We start from the raw sequence: 12,762 nt of genomic DNA, 5'->3' as shown, positions 1-12,762 counted from the left end.
TAGAGGCCATTGAGGCGGCTCCGATATTCGGCCCCCAATACAAAGATGGCGCGCTGCCCCAGCACCAGGTTGGTGGTGGCGCCAAAATCGAGCAGGATGCCGGCGGCAACCAGCAAGCCCAGTGCGAGCGGCGAGCCGTAGGCGCCGATGTGGGTGATGAGGAAGGCGCCGGCGACGGCCAGCATCGCGAATGCAGTCGCGGCCTTGGTCCAGCCGCGATCGGCGAAACGGCCGGCGATGGGCGAGGCGATGGCGCCGGCCACGCCCGCCAGGGCGAACAGTGCAATGCCTCCCTGCGACAGCCGGAACTCAGGTCCCGCCAGCAGCAGCGGGGTGGTGGTCCAGAACAGGCTGAAGGCGGCAAACATGCAGGCCTGATAGAACGCGCGCCGCCGCAGCACCGGTGTGTTGCGCATAAGGTCGACCATGGAGGCCAGCAGCTTGCCATAGGAAATGGTCGATACCGGTTCACGCCGCGGCAAGGCCAGCCTGAGCATGAGCGCCAGCAGCGCCATCGCTGCGGCCGAGATGAAAAACACCGTGTGCCACGATGCAAACTGGGCGATGAAACTGGAGACCGGGCGCGCCAGCATGATGCCGAGCATCAGGCCGCTGACGACACTGCCGACGGCGCGGCCGCGTTCCGCTTCCGGCACCAGGTGCGCGGCATACGGCACCAGCACCTGCACCGCAACCGAGGCGAGGCCGATGCACAGCGTGGCGGCGAAGAAGGGTAGCGGATGCGTCGACAATGCGGCTGCCAGCAGCGCCAGGGTAGCGAGGCCGATCAGGGTCAGCACCAGGCGGCGTGTCTCGAGCAGGTCGCCGAGCGGCACGATGAACAGCAATCCGATGCCGTAGCCGATCTGGGTCAGGGTGACGATCAGTCCGGTGGCGCCGGGCGACAGGCCCAGCGCTACGCCTATCGGTCCGGCCAGGGGCTGGGCGTAATACAGGTTGGCGGCAATCAGCCCGCAGGCGAATGCCAGCAGGAGCATCATCCAGGCCGAGGCTGACGGTTCGGTTCTGGTCTCGGCGCTAGCGGTAAATGTGGTCATGGGTGATCCTTAAAAAGGGAATAAACGTTTCCTAAATTGGCAAAAAAATCAGGCGAGCACCTTCATGGCGATATCTGCCAGCACGCTCATCTCATCCCGGGTGCGGCCGGTCTTGCCGACCACGCGCATGCCCTGGATCAGGCACAGCATCAAGCGGGCGGTTGCTGCGCTATCTATATGCGGCGGAATCGAGCCGTCTTGCTGGCCTTGCCGGATCAGTGCACCGATCAATACTTCGTTGCGGGTCAGTGCGGCAGTCACCCACTGTGCGACATCCGGGTCAAAGGTAGCCAGTTCTGCCGCGCTGCCGACCACCATGCAACCCTCGAGACCGCCGGCGCCGTGCGATGCTTCGGCATAAAACGCCAGCGCCAGGCGCACCTGTTCCTTTCCTGTCGCACCCGCACTGATCACTGCCCGCAGTTGCGTATCGCGCACGGTCTTGTAACGGTCGAGCGCTGCCAGGAAGACACTCTTTTTGTCCTTGAACGCCTTGTAGACGCTGCCCGAGGCGAGCTGCATGGCTTGCGTCAGGTCGCACACCGTGGTGGCGTGATAGCCGCGCTCGCTGAATACGCGCACTGCCTTGTCGAGCGCCTGGTCCATATCGAACTCGCGCGGCCTGCCACGGCCGCGGGAAACACTGACTGGATCTGACAGGGAATTTGACATTTATTGATTATGGAAACGTTTGTTCCCTAAGTCAAGGACTGAAACAATATCGTTATTTATTGGTCACACACAGACAAGCTTGAGCAAGCCGTAAAACAATATCTCATTGATAACGGAGGCTGCCATGTCTAGGAAAAGCAGAGTAATTAGGAATGTTGCGCTGGCATCCATGTTTCTTTGCTGGCATCCCTTCACCCAGGCCGATGACGCCATGCCGCCGCTGGCGCCGGCGGGCGACAACAGCTACGCCTCGGCTGCACTTGGCAACGGCATCCTGTACGGCACTAGCATGGACGGCCAGAAGCCGATGCGCTGGCGCGCGGCGGAAATCCGCTTCGGGCCGGCTCTCGACCTGTTCGGGCTGGCGGCCGGCGGGCATCTGCCGGCAGGTGCCAGCACCCGGCTTGACTATGTGTATTACAACGAAGGCCATCCCGACAACAATCACCGCGACGGTTACGCCATGCAGATGGTTTATCGCCAAAATTTACGTCCCAGCTTTGACCTTGAAGTAGGCGCCGGTCCGTATTTCAGCATGAACCGGACCACCGTCAACGGCACGGAAAAAGACGATGCGCGCCTGGGCGGCCTGGTTTCCGTGGCGCTGCTGGCGCGCCTCGACCAGTATTCGCCCGGCCTCAGTCTCCGGCTGGCGTACAACCACGTGCTGACGCCCGGCGCGCCTTCCTCGGATGCTTTCCTGGTCGGCCTCGGCAAGGATTTCGGCGCGGCCCATGTGAGTCCGCCTGATGCGGACGGACAGCATGGCTTGTGGCTGGCGGCGCTGGGCGGTTTTGCCCAGACCAACCAGTCGGGGCCCGGCAAGCGCCTGAGTTATGCGATGGAAGCGAAAAAATATTATGGCCCCTGGGCCGCTTCGGTGTCTGCGATTGAAGAAGGCGACGACGGCGTGCGCGTGAACCGGCACGGGATCGCCGCGCAGGGCTGGTATGTGCAGCCTGTCGCCGAGCACTGGGATATCAGCGCCGGCGCCGGGCCTTATCTGGCGGTCAATAAACGCGATTCGAACGACTGGAAAGTCAACGGCCTGATCAGCCTGCAGGTCGGGCGCGACCTGGGCCATCAGCTCCGCGGCTTCGCCAGTTTCGGCCGGGTGGTCACTTTCAGGAACAAGAATGATGCCGACCTGATGACGATCGGCATCATGAAAGGCTTCGACCTCTAATGCTTGTTCAGCGCAGCGTCTCGACCAGCTTGTTTTCATCCATGCTGCGCCCCAGTACCACCCAGAAAATGCATAGCGACAGCAAGCCGGCGACGGCGTAGACCGACACGTCGAGATAGTTGCCGCCGATCTTGAGCGGGATCAACGGCGCGTTGCTGGTGCAGATCATGTTGGCGGCATACATGCCGACGTAGTGCATGCTGCACACCGCCAGCGCCATCACCAGCGCCGCGATCACGCGGTGCAGCAGCCGGGTCAGGTTGAACGCCAGCCATAGCGCGGCGGAGGCGGCGGCGATGGCGATGACGATCGAGATCACGACGATGGTCGGGTTGAGCAGCATGGTGGCGCGCAGGTTCATCGCATACATGCCCATGTAGTGCATCACGCACACGCCGACGCCGGCCAGCAGGCTGCCGGCCAGCCAGCCGGATACCTTGAATTTGCCGTGGCTGCCGGCCAGGTAGAGCGCGATGCCGGAAATCACGATCGCCGCCGCCAGCGAGGCCGCGGTCAGCACGACATCGTAGGCGATCGGCACGGTCAGGCGATACGCCTGCATGGCCAGGAAGTGCATCGACCAGATGCCGATGCCGCCCAGCGAAGCGGCGGCGCAGATGGTCATGCCGAGGTCTAGCGTGCCGTCCTTGCGAAACATGGATTTGGCGCATTGCAGGGCCAGCAGCGCCCCCCAGAAAGAGATCATGTATGACAGCAAAACCAGCGCTGCGTCATATTTCGGCGCCAATAATTGGCCTAGCAATGGATCCACGGCTTTCTCCCTGTCGTATGAATGTGTGAGGCAAAAGCGAGGCGCTTTTACCCTTGTTTTTGCAACAATGTTATTATGAAAATCAGGTCAGATAAGTTACGCCATGGCATGTGCCCATCTTGTGGATAAGTATTTCCATGTGGAAATAATATAGAGCTAAAATTTCTATACAGCAATACATTTCCAGAAATATTTTGTAGCGGCGGCTGACTGGTCAAAATCACCACTGGCGGGAGGCTGGCCGCCAAGCCTCGGGCAGGTCCGACGCAGGTTCAGTGCAGAACGGGCCGCGACAAATGTACGGCCAGGCGGCGCGAGTATAGGTACAATGTGCGGTTCATTCATCCAATCGACTGCACAAAGCCGCTGTTGCGCTGCTGCAGATCTTTCTTTTTCTGGTTTTATCCAAATTATGGCTGTCATCTCTATCACCAATGCGCAACTCGCATTCGGTCACGTTGCGCTGCTGGACCGCGCGGAATTTTCCCTGGACTCGGGAGAGCGGGTCGGCCTGATCGGCCGCAACGGCACCGGCAAGTCGTCGCTGCTGAAAACCATCGCCGGCGTGTCCAGGCTGGACGACGGCCTGATGGTGATGCAGCAAGGCATCAAGATCGCCTATGTCGACCAGGAACCGCATTTCGAATCCGAGATGTCGGTGTTCGACGCGGTGGCGTCCGGCATGGGCGAGATGCAGGCATTGCTGAATGAATACGATGCGCTGACCGGCCAGTTCGGCGGCGACAACGACGACGCCATCATGGAGCGCATGCACGAGATCCAGAGCAAGCTCGACGCTGCCGACGCCTGGAGCCTGACCAACAAGGTCGAGACCACGCTGGACCGCCTCAACCTGGATAAAGACATGCTGATGGGCCAGCTCTCGGGCGGTATGCAAAAGCGCGTCGCGCTGGCATGCGCCCTGGTCAGCGCGCCCGACGTCTTGCTGCTCGACGAGCCGACCAACCACCTGGATTTCAGCTCCATCATGTGGCTCGAGGGTTTGCTGCGCGACTACAAGGGCAGCGTGCTGTTCATCACCCATGACCGCAGTTTCCTGGACAACGTCGCCACCCGCATCATCGAACTGGACCGCGGCCGCATCTTGTCCTTCCCGGGCAATTTCACTGCTTACCAGGTGCGCAAGGCCGAACAGCTGGAAATCGAAGAAGTCGAAAACGCCAAGTTCGACAAATTCCTGGCGCAGGAAGAAATCTGGATCCGCAAAGGCGTGCAGGCACGCCGCACCCGCGACGAAGGCCGCGTCCGCCGCCTGGAATCTCTGCGCCTGGCGCGCAGCGCGCGACGCGACCAGCAGGGCCAGGTCAAGCTGGATGTGTCTTCGGGCGAGCGTTCCGGCAAGATCGTGGCCGAGCTGACCGATGTCAACAAGGCGTTCGGCGACAAGGTCATCGTGAATAATTTCACCGCCACCATCATGCGCGGCGACAAGGTCGGCCTGATCGGCCAGAACGGCGCCGGCAAGACCACCTTGCTGAAACTGATCCTGGGCCAGGACCAGCCCGACAGCGGCACGGTCAAGCAGGGCACCAAATTGCAGATCGCGTATTTCGACCAGATGCGCGCGCAGCTGAACGAAGAGGCCAGTCTGGCCGACACCATCGCGCCGGGCAGCGACTGGGTCGAGATCAACGGCCAGCGCAAGCACGTGATGACTTACCTGAACGATTTCCTGTTCGCGCCGGAACGGGCGCGTTCGCCGGTCAAGTCGCTGTCCGGCGGCGAGCGCAACCGCCTGCTGCTGGCGCGCCTGTTCGCCAAGCCGGCCAACGTGCTGGTGCTGGATGAACCGACCAACGACCTCGATATCGATACCCTGGAACTGCTGGAAGAACTGCTGGAAGACTATAGCGGCACGGTGTTCCTGGTCAGCCATGACCGTACTTTCCTCGACAATGTGGTGACCCAGGTGATCGCTGCCGAGGGCGACGGCATGTGGCGCGAGTATGTTGGCGGCTACACCGACTGGGAGCGCGTGCGCCCGAGCCAGTCGGCCGTGATCGCCAAGGCCAAGGGCGAAACCAAGGTGGAAGCCAAGGCAGAGCCGGTCGCCAAGCAGAAAAAGCTCAGTTACAAGGAACAGCAGGAGCTGAAAGAACTGCCGCTGCTGATCGCCAAGCTGGAAACGGAACAGAAAGCCATTTCCAGCCAGCTGGCCGATCCCGACCTGTACAAGCAGAAGCCGGACGAAGTGAAGCGCCTCAACGACCGCTTCGCCGAGATCGACGGCCTGCTGCTGGAGAGCCTGGAGAAGTGGGAAGTGATCGAGGCGCGCAGCAAGGGGTAAAAAAGGAGAAGGCTTCGTCCTCCGGATCTACGTAATTTTTCATTGAAGGACATAGCTAAGCAATGAGCGAAACCCCGGCTTTCCCCGTCATCCAGACCGAACGCCTGCTGCTGCGCGAGATCGTCGAGCGCGATGCAGAGCAGATACTCGCCATGCACGGCGATCCTGAGCTGATGCGCTGGTTTGGCGTGGATCCCTTGCCGGACCTGGCGGCGGCGCAAGGTTTGATCAAGCGTTTCGCCAGTTTCCGCCTGGATGAAAATCCAGGCACCCGCTGGGGCATCCAGGCCAGGGAAAACAATCAGTTGCTGGGATCGTGCGGCTTGTTCCGCTGGGACCGGAACTGGCGCAAATGCATGATCGGCTACGAACTCTCAACGCATGTCCAGAAGCAGGGTTTCATGCGCGAGACGCTGACCGCCGTCATGACCTGGGGTTTCGCCGAGATGGCGCTTAACCGCATCGAGGCCATGGTCCATCCCGACAACCTGGGTTCGCTCAAGCTGCTGCGCCAGCTGGGTTTTGTCGACGAAGGGCAGATGCGTCAGGTCGGCTACTGGGGCGGCCGCTATCACGACATGCAGATGCTGTCGCTGCTGCGCAGTGAATGGCCTGCGGCCAACCGCGACTAACTGCTTAATTCAAGCGTTTGCAAGCCTCGCGCAGTTCGACCACCTGCTCGCGCAAGGTCGCTGCATCGGCGGCCAGCGGCCGCTGCGCCAGGTAATGTTCCAGGTCTTCCAACGCCGCTTGCGGGCAATCCAGCTGCGCGAACGCCAGTCCGCGGTCGCGCCGTTCGACGGCGTCGCCCGGCAGCAGGATCAGGATCCGCTGCTGCACTTCCAGCAGCCGTTGCCAATGATTGCTTTGCTGGTAGATAGCTTTCAGGTTGCGCAATATGCGCACCAGGATGTCGTGCGGGTGGGCGATCTGCAGGTAACTGATCAGCGATAGCCGGCTGGCCGCTCTTTCTTCATCGTTTTCGGTCGGCAGGTAAGGCTCCAGCCGTTCTTCCAGTTCTTCGCGCGACAGGCTGGCGCCGTTGGCCGGATCGATCATGATGTCGCCCGAGGGCACGGTCAGCTTCATCAGGAAATGGCCGGGGAAAGACACGCCTTTGACCGGCAAGCCGATCTGCTGCGCCAGTTCCATGTAGACCAGCGCCAGCGAAATCGGGATGCCGCGCCGTTTGGCTATCACCCGGTGCAGGTAGCTGTTGTCGGTGTCGTAATAATGATTGACGTTGATCGCGAATCCCAGCTCCTGGTAGAAGAACTGGTTCAGCAGGCGCAGCTTCTGGATCGCCGAGGCGTCCGCCGGCAGGCGCAGGCGCAAGGTATTGGCCAGCCGGTCCAGGTCATTCTGCGGCGCATCGAAATCCAGCTTGGGATAGACATCCTGCGCAATCGCCAGGGCTGCCTCGAACAAAGGAACATCGTTGGCCTGCTGCACCAGCGAAGTAAAGTAGTCAAGAGATGTAATCGTCATGACTCTATCCTAGCAAACTATTTTCCCTAGCGCGATCCAGTTTAACGAGCAATCCGCTTGAAATCGCTGAATCGGAACCCCATCGCCAATAGTGCTCCAAAGTAAGTAATGCCGCAGGCCGCCAGCACCGCGCACAGGGCGGCGATGCGCGCCAGGGAACTGGTGTGCGGACCGGTCCAGTCGAACTGCTGGCCGCACCACAGCGCCACGCCTGCCATCAGGAACAGGGCGCCGAGCAGGCGCATGAAATAGCGGATCCAGCCGCTTTCCGGCTTGTAGATGCCGCGCCGCATCAGGCTCCACAGCAGGAAGCCGGCGTTCAGGCAGGCGCCGACGCTGATCGACAGGGCCAGGCCGGCCACTGCAAATACCGGTACGAACAGGTAGTTCATCAATTGTGTTGCGATCAATACACCGACCGCGATCTTGACCGGGGTCCGGATATCTTGCTTGGCGTAAAAGCCGGGCGCCAGGATTTTCACCACGATCAGGCCGATCAAGCCGACGCCGTAGGCAATCAGCACCTGGCTGGTGACAGCGACCGAGGCCGCATCGAATTTGCCATGTTGGAACAAGGTTGCCGTCAGCGGTACTGACAAGGTTGCCAGGCCGACCGCGGACGGCAGCGCCAGCAGGAAGGTGAGGCGCAAGCCCCAGTCCAGCAGCGACGAATATTCACCGTGGTCTTTGTCGGCATTGGCTTTCGACAGGCTGGGCAACAGGATGGTGCCGAGGGCCACGCCCAGCAACGCCGTAGGAAACTCCATCAGGCGGTCGCCATATGTCAGCAGGGAAACGCTGCCATGCCCCAGGCGCGAGGCGATGTTGGTGTTGATCAGCAGGCTGAGCTGGGCGGCCGATACCGCAAACACCGCCGGCCCCATTTTTTTCAGGACCCGCTGCACGCCCAGGTCGCGCAAGCCGATCATGGGATTGAGCGCGATCCGCGGCAGCATGCCTACCTTGAGCAGCGCCGGCACCTGGATCGCCACCTGCAGCACGCCGCCGACCAGCACCGCAAACGCCATCGCATAGATGGGATGTTCCATATACGGCGCAACGAACAGCGAGGCAACGATGAAAGCCAGGTTGAGCAGCACTGAAGTGAAGGCCGGGATCTTGAATTCATGCCAGGTATTCAGGATGCCGCCGGCCAGCGCCACAAAAGACATGAAGCCGATGTAGGGAAACATGATGCGGGTCATGAAGACCGAGGCGTCGAATACTTCCTTATTGTCTTTCAGGCCGGTGGCGATGAAATACACCAGCACCGGGGTGGCCAGGATGCCGACGATGCAGGTAAACAACATGGCCCAGGTCAGCACGGTGGCGACGTGGTCGACCAGCTGTTTGGTCGCTGCCTCGCCTTTCTGGTTCTTGTATTCGCCCAGGATGGGCACGAAAGCTTGGGAAAAAGCGCCTTCGGCAAACAGCCGGCGCAACAGGTTGGGAATACGGAAAGCGATAGCGAAAGCATCGGTGTAGCCGTCGGCGCCGAATGCGCGCGCGTACAGGATTTCGCGAATCAGGCCCGTCACACGCGACACCATGGTCATGCCAGAGACGGTGGCAAGCGTTTTATGCAAGTTCATGGAGCGGCATTATAGCTGGAGCAGATCGCCTGCCGCAGCTTTCTCAGGAGGTGGAAAAGCGGGAATTCGAGCCGGTTTCGTTGACTGCCGGCAAACACTGACTGTGATAAAGTCCGGGCTGGAACGTTCCCGCGGCAAGCATGATATAATGTTGCCATCCCGGAAACTGTGCTTTCTTGCGACAGAATTGCTTCCAAAGCAAGAGGGGATTTGCCTGTTCTTCAAAAACTGGTTATAATCCGTGGCTTTACAGAATTCTGCGCCGCGGTCTGGTTTGCCGCGTAAGCATTTCTTACCTCGCATTCCCGACCTCGTTTTAGGAAATATAAATGGCAAATACCGCACAAGCACGTAAGCGTGCTCGTCAAGCAGTTCAGCAAAACCTGCACAACTCCAGTCAGCGTTCGACCCTGCGCACAGCGATCAAAGCTGCCCGCAAGGCAATCACTGGCGGCGACAAGGCTGCAGCAGCGCTGGTCCTGCAAACTTCCGTATCGACTATCGATCGTATCGCGGACAAGAAAATCATCCACAAGAACAAGGCTGCACGCCATAAGAGCCGTCTTAACGCTGCTCTGAAAGCACTGTCGGCTGCTTAATAAATAGCAGCGTCAGCTCCGGCTGGCGTTTGTTGTTGAGTTGTTGATGCTTTAAGAAAAACCCTGCATAACGTGCGTTATGCAGGGTTTTTCTGTTTTGTCTTGATCGTCCGGTGATGGCTGTTCAGGCCGCCGCCGGAGGTGTTCACAGTTGCGGCAAACCTTGGATCACGGTGCCCGGCTTGATGTTCTTGTCCTTGAACCAGCCCTTGTTCATCTCCAGTGCATAAGACGCCGCGCCCTGGGCGCAATGGGAATCCAGCGTCTGCGCCTTCATTTCCTCGACATTCAGGATCGCGCCCTTGGCGTCGATGAATGCCACCGACAGCGGAATCAGGGTGTTCTTCATCCACATGCAGATGCCCGCAGGGGTTTCGAATACAAACACCATGCCCTCGTTGGCGCCCATTTTCTTGCGGAACATCAGCCCTTGTTCGCGCTGATCTTCGCTGCGCGCCACTTCGGCCTTGATCACGTGGATGCCGATATTCAGGGAGGTGGCCGGGAGCTGCTGGATGTTCTGGGCCGTTGCCGGCAATGCGGCGACAGCAAGGCTTGCGAGGCAGGCAGCGGTGGCTGCAAGGTAGGCGGCGCGAATTTTTCTCATATCGATAAAGCTCCTTTAGGATCGGGAGATTATACAGAGAGGTAAATCGCCGGAGGGGTACGGGCGGCGGATATTAATTGTTTCAGGACGTAAAAAAAGGCAGGACGCGCCTGCCTTTCTTGTTGAAGCTGATGCTGGAATTACTTGGCAGCAGGAGCGTCAGCTGCTGGGGCTTCAGCTTTTGCAGCTTTGGCTTTTGCAGTTTTCTTGGCTTTCTTGACTTTGTGTGTAGCCTTCTTTGCAGCAGGCGCCGAAGCTTCAGCAGCGGCGGCAGCAGGTGCTGCTGGAGCAGCAGGAGCTGCGTCGGCAGCGAAAACGGAAGAAGCGAACAGGCCGGCAATCAGAACAGCGATCAGTTTTTTCATTTTCAAATCCATTCAGTTAGCGAGTTAATCAATCGATGATTCACTTGAATCACTGCAATTAACGACCTCCGGAAACGTATGGTTGACACCGATTTTTAAAAAGACCGGAAACATGCATCAATTTGTATCAACTGCTACTTTCTCAGGGTGACCAGATCCGCCGGATCGATCGCCAGCGACTCGCCCGGCCACAGCGGATGGCTTTGCAGCGACACCTGGCCGATCGCCACCCGCACCAGGCGCAAGGTCGGCAATCCTACCGCCGCCGTCATGCGCCGCACTTGGCGGTTCTTGCCTTCGGTCAGGGTCAGCGCCAGCCAGCTGGTGGGTTTGTCCTGGCGCTGGCGTATCGGCGGATCGCGCGGCCACAGCCAGTCCGGTTCTTCAATTTGGCGCGCCTGGCAAGGTTTGCTGCGGAAATCGCCGAGATCGACGCCGTGCCGCAAGCGCTCCAGCAAAACCTCGGTCGGCACGCCTTCGACCTGGGCCATGTAAGTCTTGGGCTGCTTCACTGCCGGATGGCTGATGTTGTGCTGCAGCTGGCCGTCATCGGTGAGTAACAATAATCCTTCACTATCGGCATCAAGGCGTCCGGCCGGATAGATATCGGGGATCTTGATATAGTCGGCGAGCGTAGGGCGGCCGGGATGCGCTGAAAACTGGCACATCACTTGAAATGGTTTGTTGAATAGAATCAGAGACATGGCGCTAGTATAGTGCTTCGCCATGGGTGAGGCACGGCGGAAGCGCAGCGCCGGTGTCGCAAAAACATAGCGTCTAGTAAAATACTAGTGCATAATATGGAATGCTTGTCTTATGTCTTATATAAGACCAACCGTGTTTCAAATCAGACTGCACTAGTCACTTTTACCTCCTCAACTCCGGAGATACACAGATGTCCCAACATATCAAAGTGCCTGCCGAAGGCAAAAAAATCACCGTCAACGCCGATTTTTCGATCAACGTCCCTGACAATCCAATCATTCCTTACATCGAAGGCGATGGCACCGGCGTGGATATCAGCCCGGTCATGATCAAGGTTGTGGACGCCGCTGTGTCCAAGGCATATGCAGGCAAGCGCAAGATCAGCTGGATGGAAGTGTTCGCCGGCGAAAAGTCGACCAAGGTATACGGTCCTGACGTCTGGCTGCCGGAAGAGACCCTGGCAGCGATCAAGGATTACGTCGTGTCGATCAAAGGCCCGCTGACCACGCCAGTCGGCGGCGGCATCCGTTCCCTCAACGTGGCCCTGCGCCAGGAACTGGACCTGTACGTCTGCCTGCGCCCGGTGCGTTATTTCAAGGGCGTGCCTTCGCCGGTGCGTGAGCCTGAAAAGACCGACATGGTGATTTTCCGCGAAAACTCGGAAGACATCTACGCCGGCATCGAATGGCAAGAAGGCAGCGACGGCGCCAAGAAACTGATCGAGTTCCTGATCAAGGAAATGGGCGTCAAGAAGATCCGCTTCCCGGACACTTCCGGCATCGGCGTCAAGCCGGTTTCGCGCGAAGGCACCGAGCGCCTGGTGCGCAAGGCGATCCAGTATGCGATCGACAACGACAAGCCGTCCGTCACCATTGTCCACAAGGGCAACATCATGAAGTTCACCGAAGGTGGCTTCCGTGACTGGGCGTATGCGCTGGCGCAAAAGGAATTCGGCGCCGAGCTGATCGACGGCGGTCCATGGGCGAAATTCAAGAACCCGAAGACCGGCCGCGAAATCATCGTCAAGGATTCGATCGCTGATGCATTCCTGCAACAAATCCTGCTGCGTCCGAACGAATACAGCGTGATCGCCACCCTGAACCTGAACGGCGACTACATTTCCGACGCGCTGGCGGCGCAAGTCGGCGGCATCGGCATCGCGCCGGGCGCCAACCTGTCGGATTCGGTCGCCATGTTCGAAGCAACCCACGGCACCGCGCCTAAATATGCAGGCAAGGACTACGTCAACCCGGGTTCGCTGATCCTGTCGGCGGAAATGATGCTGCGCCACATGGGCTGGATCGAAGCTGCCGACCTGATCATCGAATCGATGCAAAAGTCGATTACCTCGAAAAAGGTCACCTACGACTTTGCGCGCCTGATGGAAGGCGCAACCCAGGTTTCCTGCTC

The 12,762-nt window shown here is 59.4% G+C and carries 13 protein-coding genes; 5 read left to right on the top strand and 8 right to left on the bottom strand.

The features are described 5' to 3' along the window. Together JWQ61_RS05805 and JWQ61_RS05800 are read right to left on the bottom strand one after the other, a co-directional pair. The coding region (locus JWQ61_RS05805) for an MFS transporter (protein WP_304359688.1) at nt 1-1,058 on the bottom strand (1,058 nt) is incomplete at its 3' end. Nucleotides 1,059-1,106: 48 nt separating this feature from the next. Next, a complete protein-coding gene (locus tag JWQ61_RS05800; protein ID WP_304359687.1) occupies nt 1,107-1,730 on the bottom strand; it encodes a TetR/AcrR family transcriptional regulator in 624 nt (207 codons plus the stop codon). Between the two features lie 169 nt (nt 1,731-1,899). On the opposite strand from JWQ61_RS05800, the gene JWQ61_RS05795 reads away from it, so the two are divergent. Continuing rightward, a complete protein-coding gene (locus JWQ61_RS05795) occupies nt 1,900-2,916 on the top strand; it encodes a hypothetical protein (protein ID WP_304359686.1) in 1,017 nt (338 codons plus the stop codon). A 7-nt stretch (nt 2,917-2,923) separates the two neighbouring features. Here the strand turns inward: JWQ61_RS05795 and JWQ61_RS05790 are convergent, their stop codons facing one another. Continuing rightward, nucleotides 2,924-3,688 carry an MHYT domain-containing protein gene (locus JWQ61_RS05790; protein WP_304359685.1) on the bottom strand — a complete coding sequence of 255 codons (765 nt, stop codon included), beginning with the start codon at nt 3,686-3,688 and terminating at the stop codon, nt 2,924-2,926. Between the two features lie 412 nt (nt 3,689-4,100). Here JWQ61_RS05790 and JWQ61_RS05785 point away from each other — a divergent pair, with 412 nt between their 5' ends. Together JWQ61_RS05785 and JWQ61_RS05780 are read left to right on the top strand one after the other, a co-directional pair. Beyond that, nucleotides 4,101-5,996 carry an ATP-binding cassette domain-containing protein gene (locus JWQ61_RS05785; protein ID WP_304359684.1) on the top strand — a complete coding sequence of 632 codons (1,896 nt, stop codon included), beginning with the start codon at nt 4,101-4,103 and terminating at the stop codon, nt 5,994-5,996. Nucleotides 5,997-6,058: 62 nt separating this feature from the next. Then, complete coding sequence (locus JWQ61_RS05780; RefSeq protein ID WP_304359683.1) at nt 6,059-6,628, top strand: GNAT family N-acetyltransferase; 570 nt, start codon at nt 6,059-6,061, stop codon at nt 6,626-6,628. Between the two features lie 4 nt (nt 6,629-6,632). Here the strand turns inward: JWQ61_RS05780 and JWQ61_RS05775 are convergent, their stop codons facing one another. Then, nucleotides 6,633-7,484 (bottom strand): SirB1 family protein, encoded by an 852-nt coding sequence (locus JWQ61_RS05775; RefSeq protein ID WP_120234886.1) that lies wholly within the window; start codon nt 7,482-7,484, stop codon nt 6,633-6,635. Between the two features lie 41 nt (nt 7,485-7,525). Next, nucleotides 7,526-9,076 carry a murein biosynthesis integral membrane protein MurJ gene (gene murJ, locus JWQ61_RS05770; RefSeq protein ID WP_304359682.1) on the bottom strand — a complete coding sequence of 517 codons (1,551 nt, stop codon included), beginning with the start codon at nt 9,074-9,076 and terminating at the stop codon, nt 7,526-7,528. Nucleotides 9,077-9,405: 329 nt separating this feature from the next. On the opposite strand from murJ, the gene rpsT reads away from it, so the two are divergent. Continuing rightward, nucleotides 9,406-9,675 carry a 30S ribosomal protein S20 gene (gene rpsT / locus JWQ61_RS05765; RefSeq protein WP_014007248.1) on the top strand — a complete coding sequence of 90 codons (270 nt, stop codon included), beginning with the start codon at nt 9,406-9,408 and terminating at the stop codon, nt 9,673-9,675. Between the two features lie 145 nt (nt 9,676-9,820). Here the strand turns inward: rpsT and JWQ61_RS05760 are convergent, their stop codons facing one another. The 3 genes from JWQ61_RS05760 to JWQ61_RS05750 all read right to left on the bottom strand — a co-directional run bounded on the left by JWQ61_RS05760 (nt 9,821) and on the right by JWQ61_RS05750 (nt 11,351). Continuing rightward, nucleotides 9,821-10,282 (bottom strand): DUF192 domain-containing protein, encoded by a 462-nt coding sequence (locus JWQ61_RS05760; RefSeq protein WP_304359681.1) that lies wholly within the window; start codon nt 10,280-10,282, stop codon nt 9,821-9,823. Between the two features lie 140 nt (nt 10,283-10,422). Beyond that, a complete protein-coding gene (locus JWQ61_RS05755; RefSeq protein WP_081466571.1) occupies nt 10,423-10,647 on the bottom strand; it encodes a hypothetical protein in 225 nt (74 codons plus the stop codon). 134 nt (nt 10,648-10,781) lie between these two features. Continuing rightward, nucleotides 10,782-11,351 (bottom strand): pseudouridine synthase, encoded by a 570-nt coding sequence (locus JWQ61_RS05750; RefSeq protein WP_041742244.1) that lies wholly within the window; start codon nt 11,349-11,351, stop codon nt 10,782-10,784. A 191-nt stretch (nt 11,352-11,542) separates the two neighbouring features. Here JWQ61_RS05750 and icd point away from each other — a divergent pair. Beyond that, on the top strand, nt 11,543-12,762 hold a 1,220-nt coding region (gene icd, locus JWQ61_RS05745; protein ID WP_304359680.1), incomplete at its 3' end, for an NADP-dependent isocitrate dehydrogenase.

The sequence above is a fragment of the Collimonas fungivorans genome (assembly GCF_028292705.1).
Lineage (GTDB): Bacteria > Pseudomonadota > Gammaproteobacteria > Burkholderiales > Burkholderiaceae_D > Collimonas > Collimonas fungivorans_B.
This window is presented reverse-complemented; position numbering and strand designations above follow the sequence as displayed.

What these genes read in the sequence shown, in the direction of transcription:
- JWQ61_RS05800 (WP_304359687.1), bottom strand. Translation starts at nt 1,730, where the DNA reads ATGTCAAATTCCCTGTCAGATCCAGTCAGTGTTTCCCGCGGCCGTGGC.
- JWQ61_RS05795 (WP_304359686.1), top strand. Translation starts at nt 1,900, where the DNA reads ATGTTTCTTTGCTGGCATCCCTTCACCCAGGCCGATGACGCCATGCCG.
- JWQ61_RS05785 (WP_304359684.1), top strand. Translation starts at nt 4,101, where the DNA reads ATGGCTGTCATCTCTATCACCAATGCGCAACTCGCATTCGGTCACGTT.
- JWQ61_RS05780 (WP_304359683.1), top strand. Translation starts at nt 6,059, where the DNA reads ATGAGCGAAACCCCGGCTTTCCCCGTCATCCAGACCGAACGCCTGCTG.
- JWQ61_RS05775 (WP_120234886.1), bottom strand. Translation starts at nt 7,484, where the DNA reads ATGACGATTACATCTCTTGACTACTTTACTTCGCTGGTGCAGCAGGCC.
- murJ (WP_304359682.1), bottom strand. Translation starts at nt 9,076, where the DNA reads ATGAACTTGCATAAAACGCTTGCCACCGTCTCTGGCATGACCATGGTG.
- rpsT (WP_014007248.1), top strand. Translation starts at nt 9,406, where the DNA reads ATGGCAAATACCGCACAAGCACGTAAGCGTGCTCGTCAAGCAGTTCAG.
- JWQ61_RS05760 (WP_304359681.1), bottom strand. Translation starts at nt 10,282, where the DNA reads ATGAGAAAAATTCGCGCCGCCTACCTTGCAGCCACCGCTGCCTGCCTC.
- JWQ61_RS05755 (WP_081466571.1), bottom strand. Translation starts at nt 10,647, where the DNA reads ATGAAAAAACTGATCGCTGTTCTGATTGCCGGCCTGTTCGCTTCTTCC.
- JWQ61_RS05750 (WP_041742244.1), bottom strand. Translation starts at nt 11,351, where the DNA reads ATGTCTCTGATTCTATTCAACAAACCATTTCAAGTGATGTGCCAGTTT.